Here is a 12,805-nt window from a genome sequence, read left to right as displayed (position 1 = left end):
CCATACAAAGAAGTTGGGTGGGGAACGTTTTCTACTATTATAATAGATGCTCAGATGACACAAAAATGTTAGGAGTTGAGTGAAAGCCTTAAAAGATTTCTCTATAGAAGGCATTCCAGCTTTTTTGGTACAACCTTTTTTAAACACTGGCTAGGCTGAAAAAATGCATTTTCTAATCAGCGTTTTATGAAGTTATTTTTTAGGACAGCTCCTCGATTTTTGCGCAAGAAACAGCATCAAATCAAAATACACAAAGTGTCAGTCTGGGGAGGAAGTGTTCTCGTGAAATCTAACACAGAGTTTGTACATAGGTTTTGCATGAAAGAATTCATTCCGATTTGTAAACAAAAAAACAAGCCGTAAAGGCTTGTTTTTTTAAGCAAAGTAATTGATGCCCATTGCATTTTTGACTTCAGCTAACGTCTGAGCGGCAACTTGTTCAGCTTTTTCACTACCAAGTTTTAGTAAGTTCATCACTTCACCGGGATCTTTGGCAAAAGCTTCACGGCGTTCACGAATCGGTGCAAATTCGGCTTCTAGAACATCGATCAAATAGCGTTTGATTTTGACATCGCCTAATCCACCACGGGTGTAATGTTCTTTTAATTCAGCAATTTTTTCTTTTTCGCTACCAAATACATCAAGATAAGTGAAGACCATATTGCCTTCAACTTGTCCGGGGTCGTTGACATGAATGTGATTTGGGTCCGTGTACATGCTCATCACTTTCTTTTGTAATACATCGGCTGGATCAGCTAAGTAAATGCCGTTGTTCAATGATTTGCTCATTTTCCCGTTCCCATCGATCCCCGCTAAACGTCCCATGCCTTTTGGCGGTAAAACCGCTTTTGGTTCGACTAATACTTCACTATACGTAGAATTAAAACTATGCACGATTTCTTGCGTTTGTTCCAGCATTGGTTTTTGATCTTCGCCGACTGGGACTAAATTTGCTTTAAAAGCGGTGATATCCGCTGCTTGAGAGACAGGATAGATGAAGAAACCAGAAGGAACGCCTTCACCAAATTTTTTTTGTTCAATTTCGGCTTTAACGGTTGGATTGCGTCGTACTCGAGCAACACTGACTAGATTGAGATAATACATCGTCAATTCAGAGAGCTGAGGGATTTGCGATTGAATAAACATCGTTGTTTTTGCTGGATCCAATCCAACGGCTAAATAATCCAAAGCAACTTCTAAAATATTCGCTGAGACCTTCTCAGGTGTTTTCGCATTATCTGTTAGTGCCTGCATGTCAGCGACCATGATATAAAGCTGATTTTCAGGGTCAGCTTGCATTTCGACCCGTTTTTTTAAAGACCCCACATAATGGCCAAGATGCAATTTGCCAGTTGGGCGGTCGCCAGTTAAAATCGTATTCACTTTTTTTCCACCTTTTCCTTTGTTATATGGTTTATCTTACCTTTTTTTAGCAAAAGAAACAACCGGTTCTCCTTGTGATCTGATGGGGTGAGAAAAATTTTCATGGACAAAAACCTCACATCAAAGTAAAATAGCACTTGTCTTTTCAGAAATAAGGGGGGAACATTGGAAAAGAACCTTTACAAATGAAAAAAGATTGAGCTATAATATGAATCAAATCTTTCCAATTACTCATTTAATTTTAAAAAAAGCTAGGAGTGTGAATCAATGGCAATGATCGAATTTAAGAACGTAGAGAAATATTACGGAAAGTTCCATGCATTAAAAAACATCAACCTTGAATTTGAAAAAGGTGAGGTCGTTGTTGTTATCGGGCCTTCAGGATCTGGTAAAAGTACAATGCTCCGTACGATTAATGGCCTAGAAACCATTTCAGGTGGTCAATTATTGGTCAATGGTAAGAACTTGTTTGACAAAGATGTCAAAATGACAGAAATTAGAAAAAACATCGGCATGGTGTTTCAACATTTCAACTTGTATCCAAATAAAACCGTGTTAGAAAATATTACGTTGGCACCGATTAAAGTATTAAAACAAAATGAGCAAGAAGCCATCAATTTGGCGGAAAAACTTCTTGATCGGGTAGGGATGTTAGATAAAAAAGATTCCTATCCTTCCATGTTATCCGGCGGACAACAGCAGCGGGTCGCAATTGCCAGAGGGCTTGCGATGAAACCAGAGATGCTGCTTTTTGATGAGCCAACGTCAGCATTGGATCCAGAAATGATTGGTGATGTATTGGATGTCATGAAAAAAATTGCCAGTGAAGGTATGTCCATGATCGTTGTTACCCATGAAATGAGCTTTGCCCGTGAAGTAGCAGATCGAATCGTCTTTATGGCGGAAGGACAAGTCTTAGAAGACCGGCGCGATGTCGATGGATTCTTTGATGCACCAAGAGACGAACGTGCAAAACAATTCTTGAGTAAAGTCACAAATCATTAAGCAATAGGAGGAACCCTTATGAGAAAGAAAATATTTTCCTTTCTAGTCTTAGCCTTTGCCCTTGTGACTTTCTCAGGTTGTAAAGGACAAAGTGCCGCAGATATCGATATTTTAGAAAACAGCAAAGAGACGAATCAGATCGTTTGGGGCGTAAAAAACGATACCCGTCTTTTTGGATTGATGGATATCGCGACTAGAGAAGTACGGGGATTCGATATTGATATCGCTCGTGCAATCACTGAGAAAATTTTAGGTCGTGATGGCAATGCCATCTTTGTTGAAGTTACCTCAAAAACCCGGATTCCTCTTTTGAAAAACGGCAACATCGATGCAATCATCGCCACGATGACTATCACAGAAGAACGTAAAAAACAGGTCGATTTTTCCGATGTCTACTTTGATGCAGGTCAATCTTTATTAGTTGCCAAAGACAGTCCTATTCAAGGGATCGAAGATTTGACCGCAGACACCACTGTATTGGTCGTTAAAGGCTCTACCTCAGCTGTGAACATCCGTGAAGCAGCACCAGAAGCGCAAATTTTAGAACTTGAGAATTATGCGGAAGCCTTTACTGCTTTACAATCTGGTCAAGGGGATGCTATGACCACGGATAATGCGATCTTATTAGGGATGGCGAGTGAAAATCCCAATTACCATTTAGTTGGCGAAACTTTTACAGAAGAACCTTATGGGATTGCCATCAATAAAGGACAAAAGCCGTTTCTTGATGCAGTGAATCAAGCCTTGCGGGAAATGCGTGAAGATGGAACCTATGATGAGATATACAACAAGTGGTTCCCTGAAGACGAATCAGGAAAAGTAGAGTAGGAGGAAACTGAATGGTTGAATTATTTCAAACGTATACCGGTCAGTTTATTGAAGGCTTTAAATACACAGTCATGGCGAGTTTGATCGCACTGTTTTTTAGTCTTTTGATCGGAACCTTAATGGCAATTTTTCAGTTGTCAGACAATCGCCTCATCAAAGGGATTGCCAAAGCGTATGTTGAGTTTTTTAGAAATATTCCCTTATTGATCATCGTGATGTTCTTTTATGTCGTTGTGCCAATGTATTGGGTTTCTTTTGACGGTTTTCAAGCGGGAACGATTGGCTTAACGATCTATACATCGGCATTTATCGCTGAGACGATCCGGTCAGGGATTCAAACGGTTCCTAAAGGCCAGATGGAAGCTTCCTTGTCTTCTGGTTTTACGTACAGCCAAGCGATGCGTTACATTATTTTGCCTCAGGCTTTTAAGATCGTCGTACCGCCGTTAGGCAATCAATTTATCAATCTTGTTAAAAACTCATCAATTTTGGCGATGGTCGCAGGATTAGATATTATGTATCAAGGGGATTTGATCGCAAGTGAGACCTTCAATACATTCGATACGTATATCATTGTTGGTCTTTTCTATTTGATCATTACCCTACCATTGTCTTATTTGATGGTTTACTTGGAACGGCGTTGGGCTGTCCGCTCATAGAAAGGAGCTAACGAACTATGGATTTTTTTGAAGCTTTTTCAGCGATTAACATTCGCTTCTTGATCGATGGCTTGCGGGTAACAGTTGAAGTGTCGATCCTATCGATTTTATTTAGCTTTATTATCGGAGGGATCGCCGGCATTTTGCGCTTCAGCTCGATCCCGGTCTTTTCTAAAGTATTAGGTGTCGTGATCGATGTTATTCGTAACTTGCCTTTGCTCTTGATCATCTTTTTCACTTACTTTGCATTGCCGCAGATCGGTATCCGCTTTAATATTTTTTGGTCAGCGGTTGTGGCGTTGACGATTTTTGAATCAGCGATGCTCTCTGAAATCTTTCGTGCTGGTTTGAATGCTGTGCCAAAAGGGCAGATGGAAGCTGGTTTGTCAACAGGGCTAAGCTATGTCGAAGTATTGCGGAGTATCGTCGTGCCACAGGCATTTAAAGCGATGTTGCCAGCGATCGTCAGTCAGTTGATCTCTTTGATCAAAGATACGTCATTAGCCGTGATTATTTCTTTACCAGAGCTGACTCATCATGCTCGAATCATTTATGGTCAAAATACAAACTATGTTTTGCCTATGTTTTTGGCAATGACTGTTTTATACTTTTTGGTTTGTTATGCATTATCATTGCTTTCTGGCTTTTTGGAAAAACGTCAGTACGATTACTAAAAAGAATAATCGACAAAATCATCCCCACGATCGGTCTTTTACCCATGCAAGTGCAACTTGTGGGTTGTGAGCCAATCGTTGGGGCTTTTTTTCTTTTTGACCGTTTCGTGTTTTTTGGGAAAGCTTTTTTAGCAAACGAAAGGAATACTTGAAAAATAGACAAAAAAAGTCCAAAATGAATAAGAGAGAAAAACGCACCAAACTCTTTTTTTCATGTAAAGGATGGAAACTATGACAAACAACAGACCAATTGGTTTTATCGATTCTGGTGTTGGTGGGTTGACGGTCGTCAAAGAAGCAATCAAGCAATTACCCAACGAATCGATTCTTTATCTGGGAGATACAGCCAGATGCCCGTATGGTCCGAGACCTGCTGAGCAAGTTATCGCGTATACGTGGCAAATGACCCGTTTTTTATTAGAAAAAAACATTAAAATGTTGGTGATCGCTTGTAATACAGCGACAGCGGTCGCCCTTGAAGAAATCAAAGAAAAACTAGCGATCCCGGTGATTGGCGTGATCCTGCCCGGTAGTCGAGCAGCAGTCAAAGCAAGCAAAAACCAGCGAATCGGTGTCATCGGAACAAATGGAACGATCAAAAGCGACTCTTACAAGCGCGCTCTTCATGGCAAAGCGCCCCATGCGTCAGTCGTCAGTTTGGCTTGCCCAAAGTTTGTGCCGATCGTAGAAAGCAAACAATACCATAGCTCGGTCGCCAAGAAAATCGTGGCGGAAACGTTGCGTCCATTGAAAAACAAGCGGTTAGATACAGTGATTCTGGGCTGTACTCATTATCCTTTATTGCGCCCTTTGATCCAAAATGAATTAGGCGCCCATATCCAGCTGATTGATTCAGGGGCAGAAACGGTGGGGGAAGTCAGTACCTTGTTGGACTATTTTTCCATTGCAGCAACGAGTCAGGACGATCCGCATCCGCAACATGCATTCTTTACTACTGGTTCACCGAAAATATTTGATGAGATCGCCAATGATTGGCTTGATTTAGATACGATCTCATCGATTCACACTGATTTAGGAGGCTTTTAAATGCGACATGATGGCAGAAAAGAAACAATGTTAAGACCAGTCAACATTCAAACCAACGTCTACAAACACCCCGAAGGATCGGTTGTGATCTCTTTTGGTGACACAACCGTGATTTGTTCGGCAACGATTGAAGATCGGGTCCCTCCGTTTTTACGAGATACGGGAAAAGGCTGGGTCACAGCCGAATACAGTATGCTCCCACGAGCGACCAACACTCGTAATCGTCGAGAAAGTGCCAAAGGCAAGCTTTCTGGTCGTACGATGGAGATCCAACGGCTGATCGCTCGTTCCTTACGAGCCGTAGTTGATTTAGAAAAATTAGGGGAACGTAGTATCGTCGTCGATTGTGATGTCGTCCAAGCGGATGGCGGTACCAGAACAGCCAGTATTACCGGCGCTTTTGTCGCGTTGCGTTTAGCTATCGATACCTTGTTGCGTGACAAAGCATTGACGGAAGATCCAATCAAGGAGCATTTGGCAGCAATTAGTGTCGGGATCTTACCAGATGGTACCTGTGTGACTGATCTCGATTATCAAGAAGATTCTTCAGCTGCTGTTGACATGAATTTGGTGATGACGGAATCTGGTCGATTTGTCGAATTGCAAGGAACTGGGGAAGAAGCGACCTTTGATGGTCAGCAGTTGAATGAGATGCTGATCTACGGAAAAACGGCCATCGAAGAATTGATCGCCTATCAAAAAGAGGCACTGTTTTTACCAGATGAACCCCCTTATGAGATTCCCGAAAAAACGATTGTCATTGCTACAGGCAATCCAGGAAAAGCCAAGGAGTTTAAAGCCGTATTTGGCGCAGCAGGTTACGATGTCCGCACCTTAAAAGACTATCCTTCCTTGCCGGATGTTGAAGAAACCGGCACCACCTTTGAAGAAAATGCCCGCCTTAAAGCGGAAACCATCGCCAGAATTTTGGGAAGACCGGTGTTAGCTGATGACTCAGGACTGAAAGTCGATGCATTAGGGGGGCGACCAGGGGTGTACTCTGCTCGATTTGCTGGTGAGCAAAAAAGTGACGCTGCCAATAATGCAAAATTACTTTACGAATTGACGGATGTCGAAGATGACAAGCGCAGTGCTCAATTTCACTGTACGTTAGTTTTCGCAGCGCCAGGAAAAGATAGTTTGGTGGTTGAAGCTCAATGGCCGGGAAGAATCGGCCGTATCCCCCGTGGAGAAAATGGGTTCGGTTACGATCCATTGTTTATTCCTGATGGTTCAGAGCAAAGCGCAGCCCAAATGAGTCAAGAAGAAAAGAACCGAGTCAGCCACCGTGGTCTAGCAATCAAAAAGCTGCAGGAACAGTGGCAGGAGTGGTTAGAAGGAGAAAATGTATGAAATATTTAGTTGTCAGTGACAATCATTCAGATCGTGAAATTCTTGTTGATCTTAAAAATGAATTCGAAAATCAAGTCGATTTATTCCTGCACTGTGGGGACTCCGAACTACCTGACACAGACCCTTTGTGGGATACTTTTCAAGTCGTTTGCGGCAATTGCGATTATGGCGGTGGTTTTCCCAATGAGCGTATCATCAAAACGCCGCTGGACACCATCTATATGACTCATGGCCACTTAGCAGATGTCCGTTTTGGTGTAACGAAATTAGGGCTGCAAGCGCAACAAGCCGATGCCTCGATCGCACTGTTTGGTCACACGCATCAAATTGCTTGTGAGAAAGTTGGGAATCGGCTTTTCTTGAATCCCGGCAGTATTTCCCAACCGCGAGGGCAAATTCAAATCAAAAGCTTTGCGATTATCGAAAGTACGCCAGAACAATGGGCAATCCAATACTATGATCGTTCCTTTCATAAAGTCCCTGAGCTAGCTTTTGTTTTCACACGCTAAGTAAGCGGAATCAAAAAGTAAAAATTTCATTATAATTTTGCAGGTTTCAACTTTCTATTCTCATTTTCAAGTAAAATAGAAGAGTAGCTGTGAAATGGAGGCAATTAGATTGATAGGACAGATCGTAGAAAAAATATTACTCGAGAACCAAGAAAATTTCTTGGTGCCGGCAGAAAATGTGGCATCGGTATTTTATAACCACCCTTTGAGTCACGCATTGCTTGTTTTATCAAAAGTGGGCTATTCAAAGATCCCTGTACTAGATAGTGAGGACCATTTAGTCGGCTTAATCAGCCTCTCAAACATCGTAGAACGCATGATGGATCTCACTGGCTTCAGTATGGAAAATATTGAAGGGCTGACTGTGGCAGATGTCATGGAAGTCAATGTGAATTGCATCAAAGAAAACGATGAGTTGGAAAGTATGCTGCATTTGTTAGTAGATCAAGCATTCTTGCCGATCGTTGATGATGACAATGTCTTTGTTGGGATTATCACCCGCAAAGAGATTTTAAAATCCGTCAATCATTTGGCGCACGAAATTGAAAGACGCTATTTGCTGATTTCTAAAGAAGATGCCCCAAAGATGACAGATGAACTGCATGTGGTATAGAAAAAAGGTTATCCCAGTTTCGGGATAACCTTTTTTTAAATACCGACGATCGGCGCATTGGGGATCGTATAGCCTTTGGCAGTTAATGCATCGATCGATGCGGCCAAAAATTCCTCTTTGATTTTCCATTGCGTACCGTTGGTCACATACATGGTCGTGCGAATTGCAAAGTTGTTGTTTCCTAGATCCACCAAACCGAAGACCGTAGGGGCCGTTTGAATCTCTTCTTCATGCTGCTTAGCAATCTGTTCATTGACTTCTTCAATGATGGCACGTATTTCATCTAAGCCTTCAGAGGGTAAGATACGTACGTCTACCACGACTTGCATATTGGCTCTGGATGTATTACTGATGGTCGTGATGTTACGATTTGGGATATAATGAACGGTTCCGTCCACGGATTTTAATTGAACAGTCCGAATACCGACGGCCGTCACCGTACCTTCAAGCGTCAGGTTGGTCAAGCGGACGTAATCACCAACGTTGATTTGTTGTTCGGTAATTATAAAGAAGCCAGTAATCAAGTCATTCATAAAGCCTTGGGCGCCGAGACCGAGGGCGACACCGACGACTCCGGCACCGGCTAGTAGCGAGCCTACAGGTACGCCGATGGTTGAAAGGAGTGCATAGACAAAAAAGAAGCCTAATGTGTAATGAACCGTATTGCGGATCAGGGTATGGATCGTGTTGATTCGACTCACATTGAAACTGGCTTTTTTTTCATAGGAACGATAGATCCGATCGATGATCATATTGCTTATTTTCAATAAAATACCGAATAGGATACATAAAAAAAGCAACATCAATGCTTTTTGAATCAGTAGGCCAATGATCGATTCCCAGTCGATGGACGCCCACCATTTTTGCAATGCATTGAGCTGAGCAGCTGCTGGTTCAGTAATGCTGGAACCACTTGAATCGGTCGTGCTAGCTGCGAGTAGCAGTTGTTTCATAAAATCCCTCCAAGTCTTACTGCATCTATTTTAACGAAGATAAAATAGAAATGCAAAGGAGGTTTTCTGAAATACCTGTTTTTTTCAGAAAAAGCCTGCTCAGCCAACGGGTAGGCAAATAGCAGACTTTTCTATGACAATTATTGATTAAGATAAATGAACGCCTTTATCAACAAAAATCACTTCGCCGATAATCCCGCTTGATAAAGGACTGATCAAGAAGGCACAAGCATTGCCGACTTCTTCGATCGTTACACCAATATGATCTGGTGTTCGATCCTCTGACAATTGGATCAGTTTTTGATAGTCTTTTACACCAGTTACTGCCAGCGTCTTGATGGCGCCAGCTGAAATCGCATTGACACGGATCTTTTGCGGTGAAAGTTCGGCAGCTAAATAGCGAACACTTGATTCCAAAGCAGCTTTCGCAATACCCATCATGTTGTAGTTTGGTACTGCCCGTTCGGCACCTAAGTAGGAAAGGGTAACGATTCCAGCATTTTCAGCTAAGATTGGTTTGGCATATTTAGTGACGGCAATCAATGAATAACTGCTGATGTCTTGCGCCAAAGCATAACCGTCACGAGAAATATTCAAAATGTCGCCAGAAAGATCTTCTTTATTAGCATAAGCGACGGCATGGACGACACCATGGATCTCTCCAGCATATTCTTTGATTGTATCAAAGGCGGCAGCAATGCTTTCGTCATTAGCGACGTCACACTCCACTACAAATTCATCAGATTCCAATAAGCGCTCTAAAGGCTTCTTCATGCGGTCGTTTTGATACGTGTAGATCACTTCGGCTCCTTGTGCTTTTAATGCTTGTGCACAGCCCCAAGCGATACTGCGTTTGTTGGCAACGCCCATGACGACAACTTTTTTACCGGTTAAAAAACTCATAATTCCACTCCTTAATAAATTCAACAATAATAAAATACGTATAATGACAAATAGTAAATCAAACTATCTTGATTTCTAATTATTAAGCATAATTGTTTGATTGTCAAACTATTTTTTTCTTAATAAATATTTAGTTGCGAATTCCGCTGAACTATGATACTTTGATAATCAAACTATAATAAATTCTTAAGCAAGGAAGGGAAACCATGAAAAAACTATTGACTGAAACAGAAGTCATGGATTTGATTCCAAATCGCTACCCAATTATATATATTGATTATGTCGATGAAATCGAGTCTGGCAAAAAGATTATCGCAACGAAAAATGTTACTATCAACGAAGACTTTTTCCAAGGTCATTTTCCGGGAAATCCAGTAATGCCGGGTGCCTTGATTTTAGAAACATTGGCACAAGCAGGATCGATCCTGATCTTGAAATCCGAGGAATTCCAAGGTAGAACGGCGTATATCGGCGGCATCAACAAAGCCAAATTCCGTCAAAAAGTTGTTCCGGGAGATACTATGAAACTTGTTTTTGAGATCACCAAAATCAAAGGCTCCGTTGGAACTGCTGATGCGGTAGCGACAGTGGATGGCAAAAAAGCTGCTGAGTGCGAATTTACCTTTATCGTAGGCGACCAAAAGTAAAAGAAAACCGCTGAAATTCCCGAGTATCGGAGACTTCAGCGGTTTTTTTATTTATTCTTTGGCTTCTTGTAAGACCTTGATCGTTTCGATCTTCACTGGCTCAACCGGTTGAGAATTCTCACCATTGCCAGAGTCTTGGGTTTCTGCTTGCGCAATTTTATCTACGACATCCATGCCTTCGATCACTTGACCAAAAACGGTATAGCTACCGTCCAATTGTGGTGTTCCACCATTTTTGTAGGCTTCGATGATTTTTTCAGGATAGTGTTGGATCGCTAGACCGTCGGATACGTCTTGATCATTTTGAACGATGTAGAATTGACTGCCTTGGCTGTTTGGCGCACTTGATTTTGCCATTGCCAATGCGCCTCGCAAGTGATAAAGCTGGTTCGAGTATTCTTCGCCGAATCCTTCGCCCCATATGCTTTCTCCGCCAGTGCCATCACCATTAGGGTCGCCCCCTTGGATCATAAACTCTTCTACGACACGATGGAAAGTCAAGCCGTCATAATAACCATCTTTGGCATGGGTCAAAAAGTTTTCGACTGCTTTGGGTGCAATCTCTGGGAAAAGTTTGATTTTGATCGAGCCTTCCTCCGTCACCATTTCAACTAAAGCTTCATTCTCTTGCACATCCGTTGATAATTGCGGCAATTCCAGGGCATTCAAGTCAACGGATTCTGAGGTCGACGTGCTTTCTGCCGAATTGCTTGATGAGGGATCGGTGGTACTTGAACCTGTACAAGCAGCTAATAATAAAAGGCTAGCAGCTGCTGTCAGTGTGAATAGGATTTTTTTCATTCTTTCATTCCTTCCAGTTTTCTTAATGATAATCATAACAAAAAAGAGACATAGAAGAAAGCGCAGATTTTGTGGAATGAGAAAGAAACAGGCGGAAAGGTGTAGACCACTTTTTAGATGTTTGCTATAATGAAAGAGGATTCATTATAATAAACGGATAGAATTTACAGGAGGTTTTTTTGATGGGAAAATTAGGGATATCGATTTATCCAGAGCGCTCAACGTTTGAAAAGGACAAAGCGTATTTAGACTTGGCACACAAATACGGCTTTAAACGGGTATTTACCAGTTTGCTGCAAATCAACGATGACAAAGAAAAAGTCTTGGCAGACTTTAAACAAGTCGTGGATTATGCCAATCAGTTAGGAATGGAAGTCATGGTAGATATCAATCCTGGTTTATTCGAACAGCTAGGTATTTCTTATGATGATTTATCCTTCTTTGATGAGATGGGCGCTTACGGTGTTCGGTTAGATATTGGTTTTACTGGTTCAGAAGAAGCCAAAATGACGCGTAATCCTTACGGGATTAAAATCGAAATCAATATGAGCAGTGGTACGAGCTACGTGGATAACATCATGAGTTATTCACCTAATACTGAAAATTTACTCGGCTCGCATAACTTCTATCCTCATCGCTATTCAGGGTTGGGCTACGACCATTTCGTTTTTTGTTCGGAAAAATTCCGCAAATACAATTTAAATACGATGGCTTTCGTGAATTCTCACGAAGCTGATTTCGGTCCATGGCCAACACAAGATGGTTTATGCTCTTTGGAAGATCATCGTGATCTGCCACTAGCTACGCAAGTCAAACATTTAGTGTTGACGGGTTTGATCGATGATATCTCTGTTGGAAATGCCTATGCTTCAGAAGCAGAATTGGCAGCAATGGCTGAAGCGTTTCACGCGGATTATCCGACATTAAGAGTCGATGTCGTTGACGGAATCACTGAAGATGAACGAATTTGTCTCTTCGATAATCTGCACAGCTATCGAGGAGATCGTTCGGAATATATCTTGCGTTCAACGATGACGCGGATCTATTATAAAGACAAGGAATTTCCACCTCATGATACCCGTGATATGGTAAGAGGGGATGTCTTGATCGATAATGCTGGCTATGGACAATACAAAGGGGAGACGCAAATCGCCTTGAAAGCAATGAAAAATGATGGTCGAGTCAATGTCGTTGGTAAGATCGCTGATGAGGAACTATTCTTATTAGAATTTTTGAAACCTTGGTCAAGTTTTAAATTGGTCGAAAATAACTAATTACCACGAAAATCAACCATTGCCAACAAAGATTGTTGGCAATGGTTTTCTTTTTGGGCGCTTGCGATTGACAAACATGAGCAAAAAACGGTAATTTATGTAGTGGGTTCTTTCCTTGAGGAATGATGAAACCATAATAATATTATGTAAACTATA

The 12,805-nt window shown here is 41.7% G+C and carries 14 protein-coding genes; 10 read left to right on the top strand and 4 right to left on the bottom strand.

The annotated features are described in order from the left end of the window. Positions 1-375: 375 nt before the first annotated feature. Entirely contained in the window at positions 376-1,383 is a 1,008-nt protein-coding gene (gene trpS / locus IGI89_RS13760; protein ID WP_438735743.1) for a tryptophan--tRNA ligase, read from the bottom strand. 267 nt (positions 1,384-1,650) lie between these two features. On the opposite strand from trpS, the gene IGI89_RS13755 reads away from it, so the two are divergent. The 8 genes from IGI89_RS13755 to cbpB all read left to right on the top strand — a co-directional run bounded on the left by IGI89_RS13755 (position 1,651) and on the right by cbpB (position 8,071). After that, a complete protein-coding gene (locus IGI89_RS13755; protein WP_008381909.1) occupies positions 1,651-2,388 on the top strand; it encodes an amino acid ABC transporter ATP-binding protein in 738 nt (245 codons plus the stop codon). Between the two features lie 18 nt (positions 2,389-2,406). Further along, positions 2,407-3,216 carry a transporter substrate-binding domain-containing protein gene (locus IGI89_RS13750; RefSeq protein ID WP_008381907.1) on the top strand — a complete coding sequence of 270 codons (810 nt, stop codon included), beginning with the start codon at positions 2,407-2,409 and terminating at the stop codon, positions 3,214-3,216. Between the two features lie 11 nt (positions 3,217-3,227). After that, positions 3,228-3,875: an amino acid ABC transporter permease gene (locus IGI89_RS13745; RefSeq protein ID WP_005226186.1), complete on the top strand. Its 648-nt coding sequence runs from the start codon at positions 3,228-3,230 to the stop codon at positions 3,873-3,875. 17 nt (positions 3,876-3,892) lie between these two features. Beyond that, a complete protein-coding gene (locus IGI89_RS13740) occupies positions 3,893-4,549 on the top strand; it encodes an amino acid ABC transporter permease (protein WP_005236107.1) in 657 nt (218 codons plus the stop codon). Positions 4,550-4,780: 231 nt separating this feature from the next. Next, the gene (racE, locus tag IGI89_RS13735; RefSeq protein WP_008381904.1) at positions 4,781-5,596 is read left to right on the top strand and encodes a glutamate racemase; all 816 of its coding nucleotides are present in this window, start codon (positions 4,781-4,783) and stop codon (positions 5,594-5,596) included. Next, the gene (gene rph, locus IGI89_RS13730; RefSeq protein WP_061054088.1) at positions 5,597-6,949 is read left to right on the top strand and encodes a ribonuclease PH; all 1,353 of its coding nucleotides are present in this window, start codon (positions 5,597-5,599) and stop codon (positions 6,947-6,949) included. Continuing rightward, positions 6,946-7,458: a metallophosphoesterase gene (locus IGI89_RS13725; RefSeq protein ID WP_005236103.1), complete on the top strand. Its 513-nt coding sequence runs from the start codon at positions 6,946-6,948 to the stop codon at positions 7,456-7,458. The genes rph and IGI89_RS13725 overlap by 4 nt, the downstream gene beginning before the upstream one ends. A gap of 109 nt (positions 7,459-7,567) precedes the next feature. Further along, positions 7,568-8,071 (top strand): cyclic-di-AMP-binding protein CbpB, encoded by a 504-nt coding sequence (gene cbpB, locus IGI89_RS13720; RefSeq protein WP_438735855.1) that lies wholly within the window; start codon positions 7,568-7,570, stop codon positions 8,069-8,071. 35 nt (positions 8,072-8,106) lie between these two features. Here the strand turns inward: cbpB and IGI89_RS13715 are convergent, their stop codons facing one another. Together IGI89_RS13715 and fabI are read right to left on the bottom strand one after the other, a co-directional pair. Then, the gene (locus IGI89_RS13715; protein ID WP_061054089.1) at positions 8,107-9,024 is read right to left on the bottom strand and encodes a mechanosensitive ion channel family protein; all 918 of its coding nucleotides are present in this window, start codon (positions 9,022-9,024) and stop codon (positions 8,107-8,109) included. A 147-nt stretch (positions 9,025-9,171) separates the two neighbouring features. Beyond that, a complete protein-coding gene (gene fabI / locus IGI89_RS13710; protein WP_005236100.1) occupies positions 9,172-9,927 on the bottom strand; it encodes an enoyl-ACP reductase FabI in 756 nt (251 codons plus the stop codon). Between the two features lie 206 nt (positions 9,928-10,133). On the opposite strand from fabI, the gene fabZ reads away from it, so the two are divergent. Continuing rightward, positions 10,134-10,574: a 3-hydroxyacyl-ACP dehydratase FabZ gene (fabZ, locus tag IGI89_RS13705; protein WP_005226178.1), complete on the top strand. Its 441-nt coding sequence runs from the start codon at positions 10,134-10,136 to the stop codon at positions 10,572-10,574. A 51-nt stretch (positions 10,575-10,625) separates the two neighbouring features. On the opposite strand, the gene IGI89_RS13700 is transcribed toward fabZ, so the two are convergent. Then, positions 10,626-11,375, bottom strand: coding sequence for a peptidylprolyl isomerase (locus IGI89_RS13700; RefSeq protein ID WP_008381897.1), 750 nt, complete (start codon positions 11,373-11,375; stop codon positions 10,626-10,628). Between the two features lie 182 nt (positions 11,376-11,557). Between IGI89_RS13700 and IGI89_RS13695 the strand changes: the two genes are divergently transcribed. Next, positions 11,558-12,649, top strand: coding sequence for a DUF871 domain-containing protein (locus IGI89_RS13695; RefSeq protein ID WP_005236098.1), 1,092 nt, complete (start codon positions 11,558-11,560; stop codon positions 12,647-12,649). The last annotated feature ends 156 nt before the right edge of the window (positions 12,650-12,805 follow it).

This window comes from Enterococcus sp. AZ141 (assembly GCF_051714385.1).
In the GTDB taxonomy this organism is placed as follows: domain Bacteria; phylum Bacillota; class Bacilli; order Lactobacillales; family Enterococcaceae; genus Enterococcus_D; species Enterococcus_D entomosocium.
This window is presented reverse-complemented; position numbering and strand designations above follow the sequence as displayed.

Excerpts from the sequence above, each read along its gene's own strand:
- fabI (WP_005236100.1), bottom strand. The coding sequence starts at position 9,927 with ATGAGTTTTTTAACCGGTAAAAAAGTTGTCGTCATGGGCGTTGCCAAC.
- fabZ (WP_005226178.1), top strand. The coding sequence starts at position 10,134 with ATGAAAAAACTATTGACTGAAACAGAAGTCATGGATTTGATTCCAAAT.
- racE (WP_008381904.1), top strand. The coding sequence starts at position 4,781 with ATGACAAACAACAGACCAATTGGTTTTATCGATTCTGGTGTTGGTGGG.
- rph (WP_061054088.1), top strand. The coding sequence starts at position 5,597 with ATGCGACATGATGGCAGAAAAGAAACAATGTTAAGACCAGTCAACATT.
- IGI89_RS13695 (WP_005236098.1), top strand. The coding sequence starts at position 11,558 with ATGGGAAAATTAGGGATATCGATTTATCCAGAGCGCTCAACGTTTGAA.
- IGI89_RS13750 (WP_008381907.1), top strand. The coding sequence starts at position 2,407 with ATGAGAAAGAAAATATTTTCCTTTCTAGTCTTAGCCTTTGCCCTTGTG.
- IGI89_RS13700 (WP_008381897.1), bottom strand. The coding sequence starts at position 11,375 with ATGAAAAAAATCCTATTCACACTGACAGCAGCTGCTAGCCTTTTATTA.
- IGI89_RS13745 (WP_005226186.1), top strand. The coding sequence starts at position 3,228 with ATGGTTGAATTATTTCAAACGTATACCGGTCAGTTTATTGAAGGCTTT.
- IGI89_RS13715 (WP_061054089.1), bottom strand. The coding sequence starts at position 9,024 with ATGAAACAACTGCTACTCGCAGCTAGCACGACCGATTCAAGTGGTTCC.
- IGI89_RS13725 (WP_005236103.1), top strand. The coding sequence starts at position 6,946 with ATGAAATATTTAGTTGTCAGTGACAATCATTCAGATCGTGAAATTCTT.
- IGI89_RS13755 (WP_008381909.1), top strand. The coding sequence starts at position 1,651 with ATGGCAATGATCGAATTTAAGAACGTAGAGAAATATTACGGAAAGTTC.
- IGI89_RS13740 (WP_005236107.1), top strand. The coding sequence starts at position 3,893 with ATGGATTTTTTTGAAGCTTTTTCAGCGATTAACATTCGCTTCTTGATC.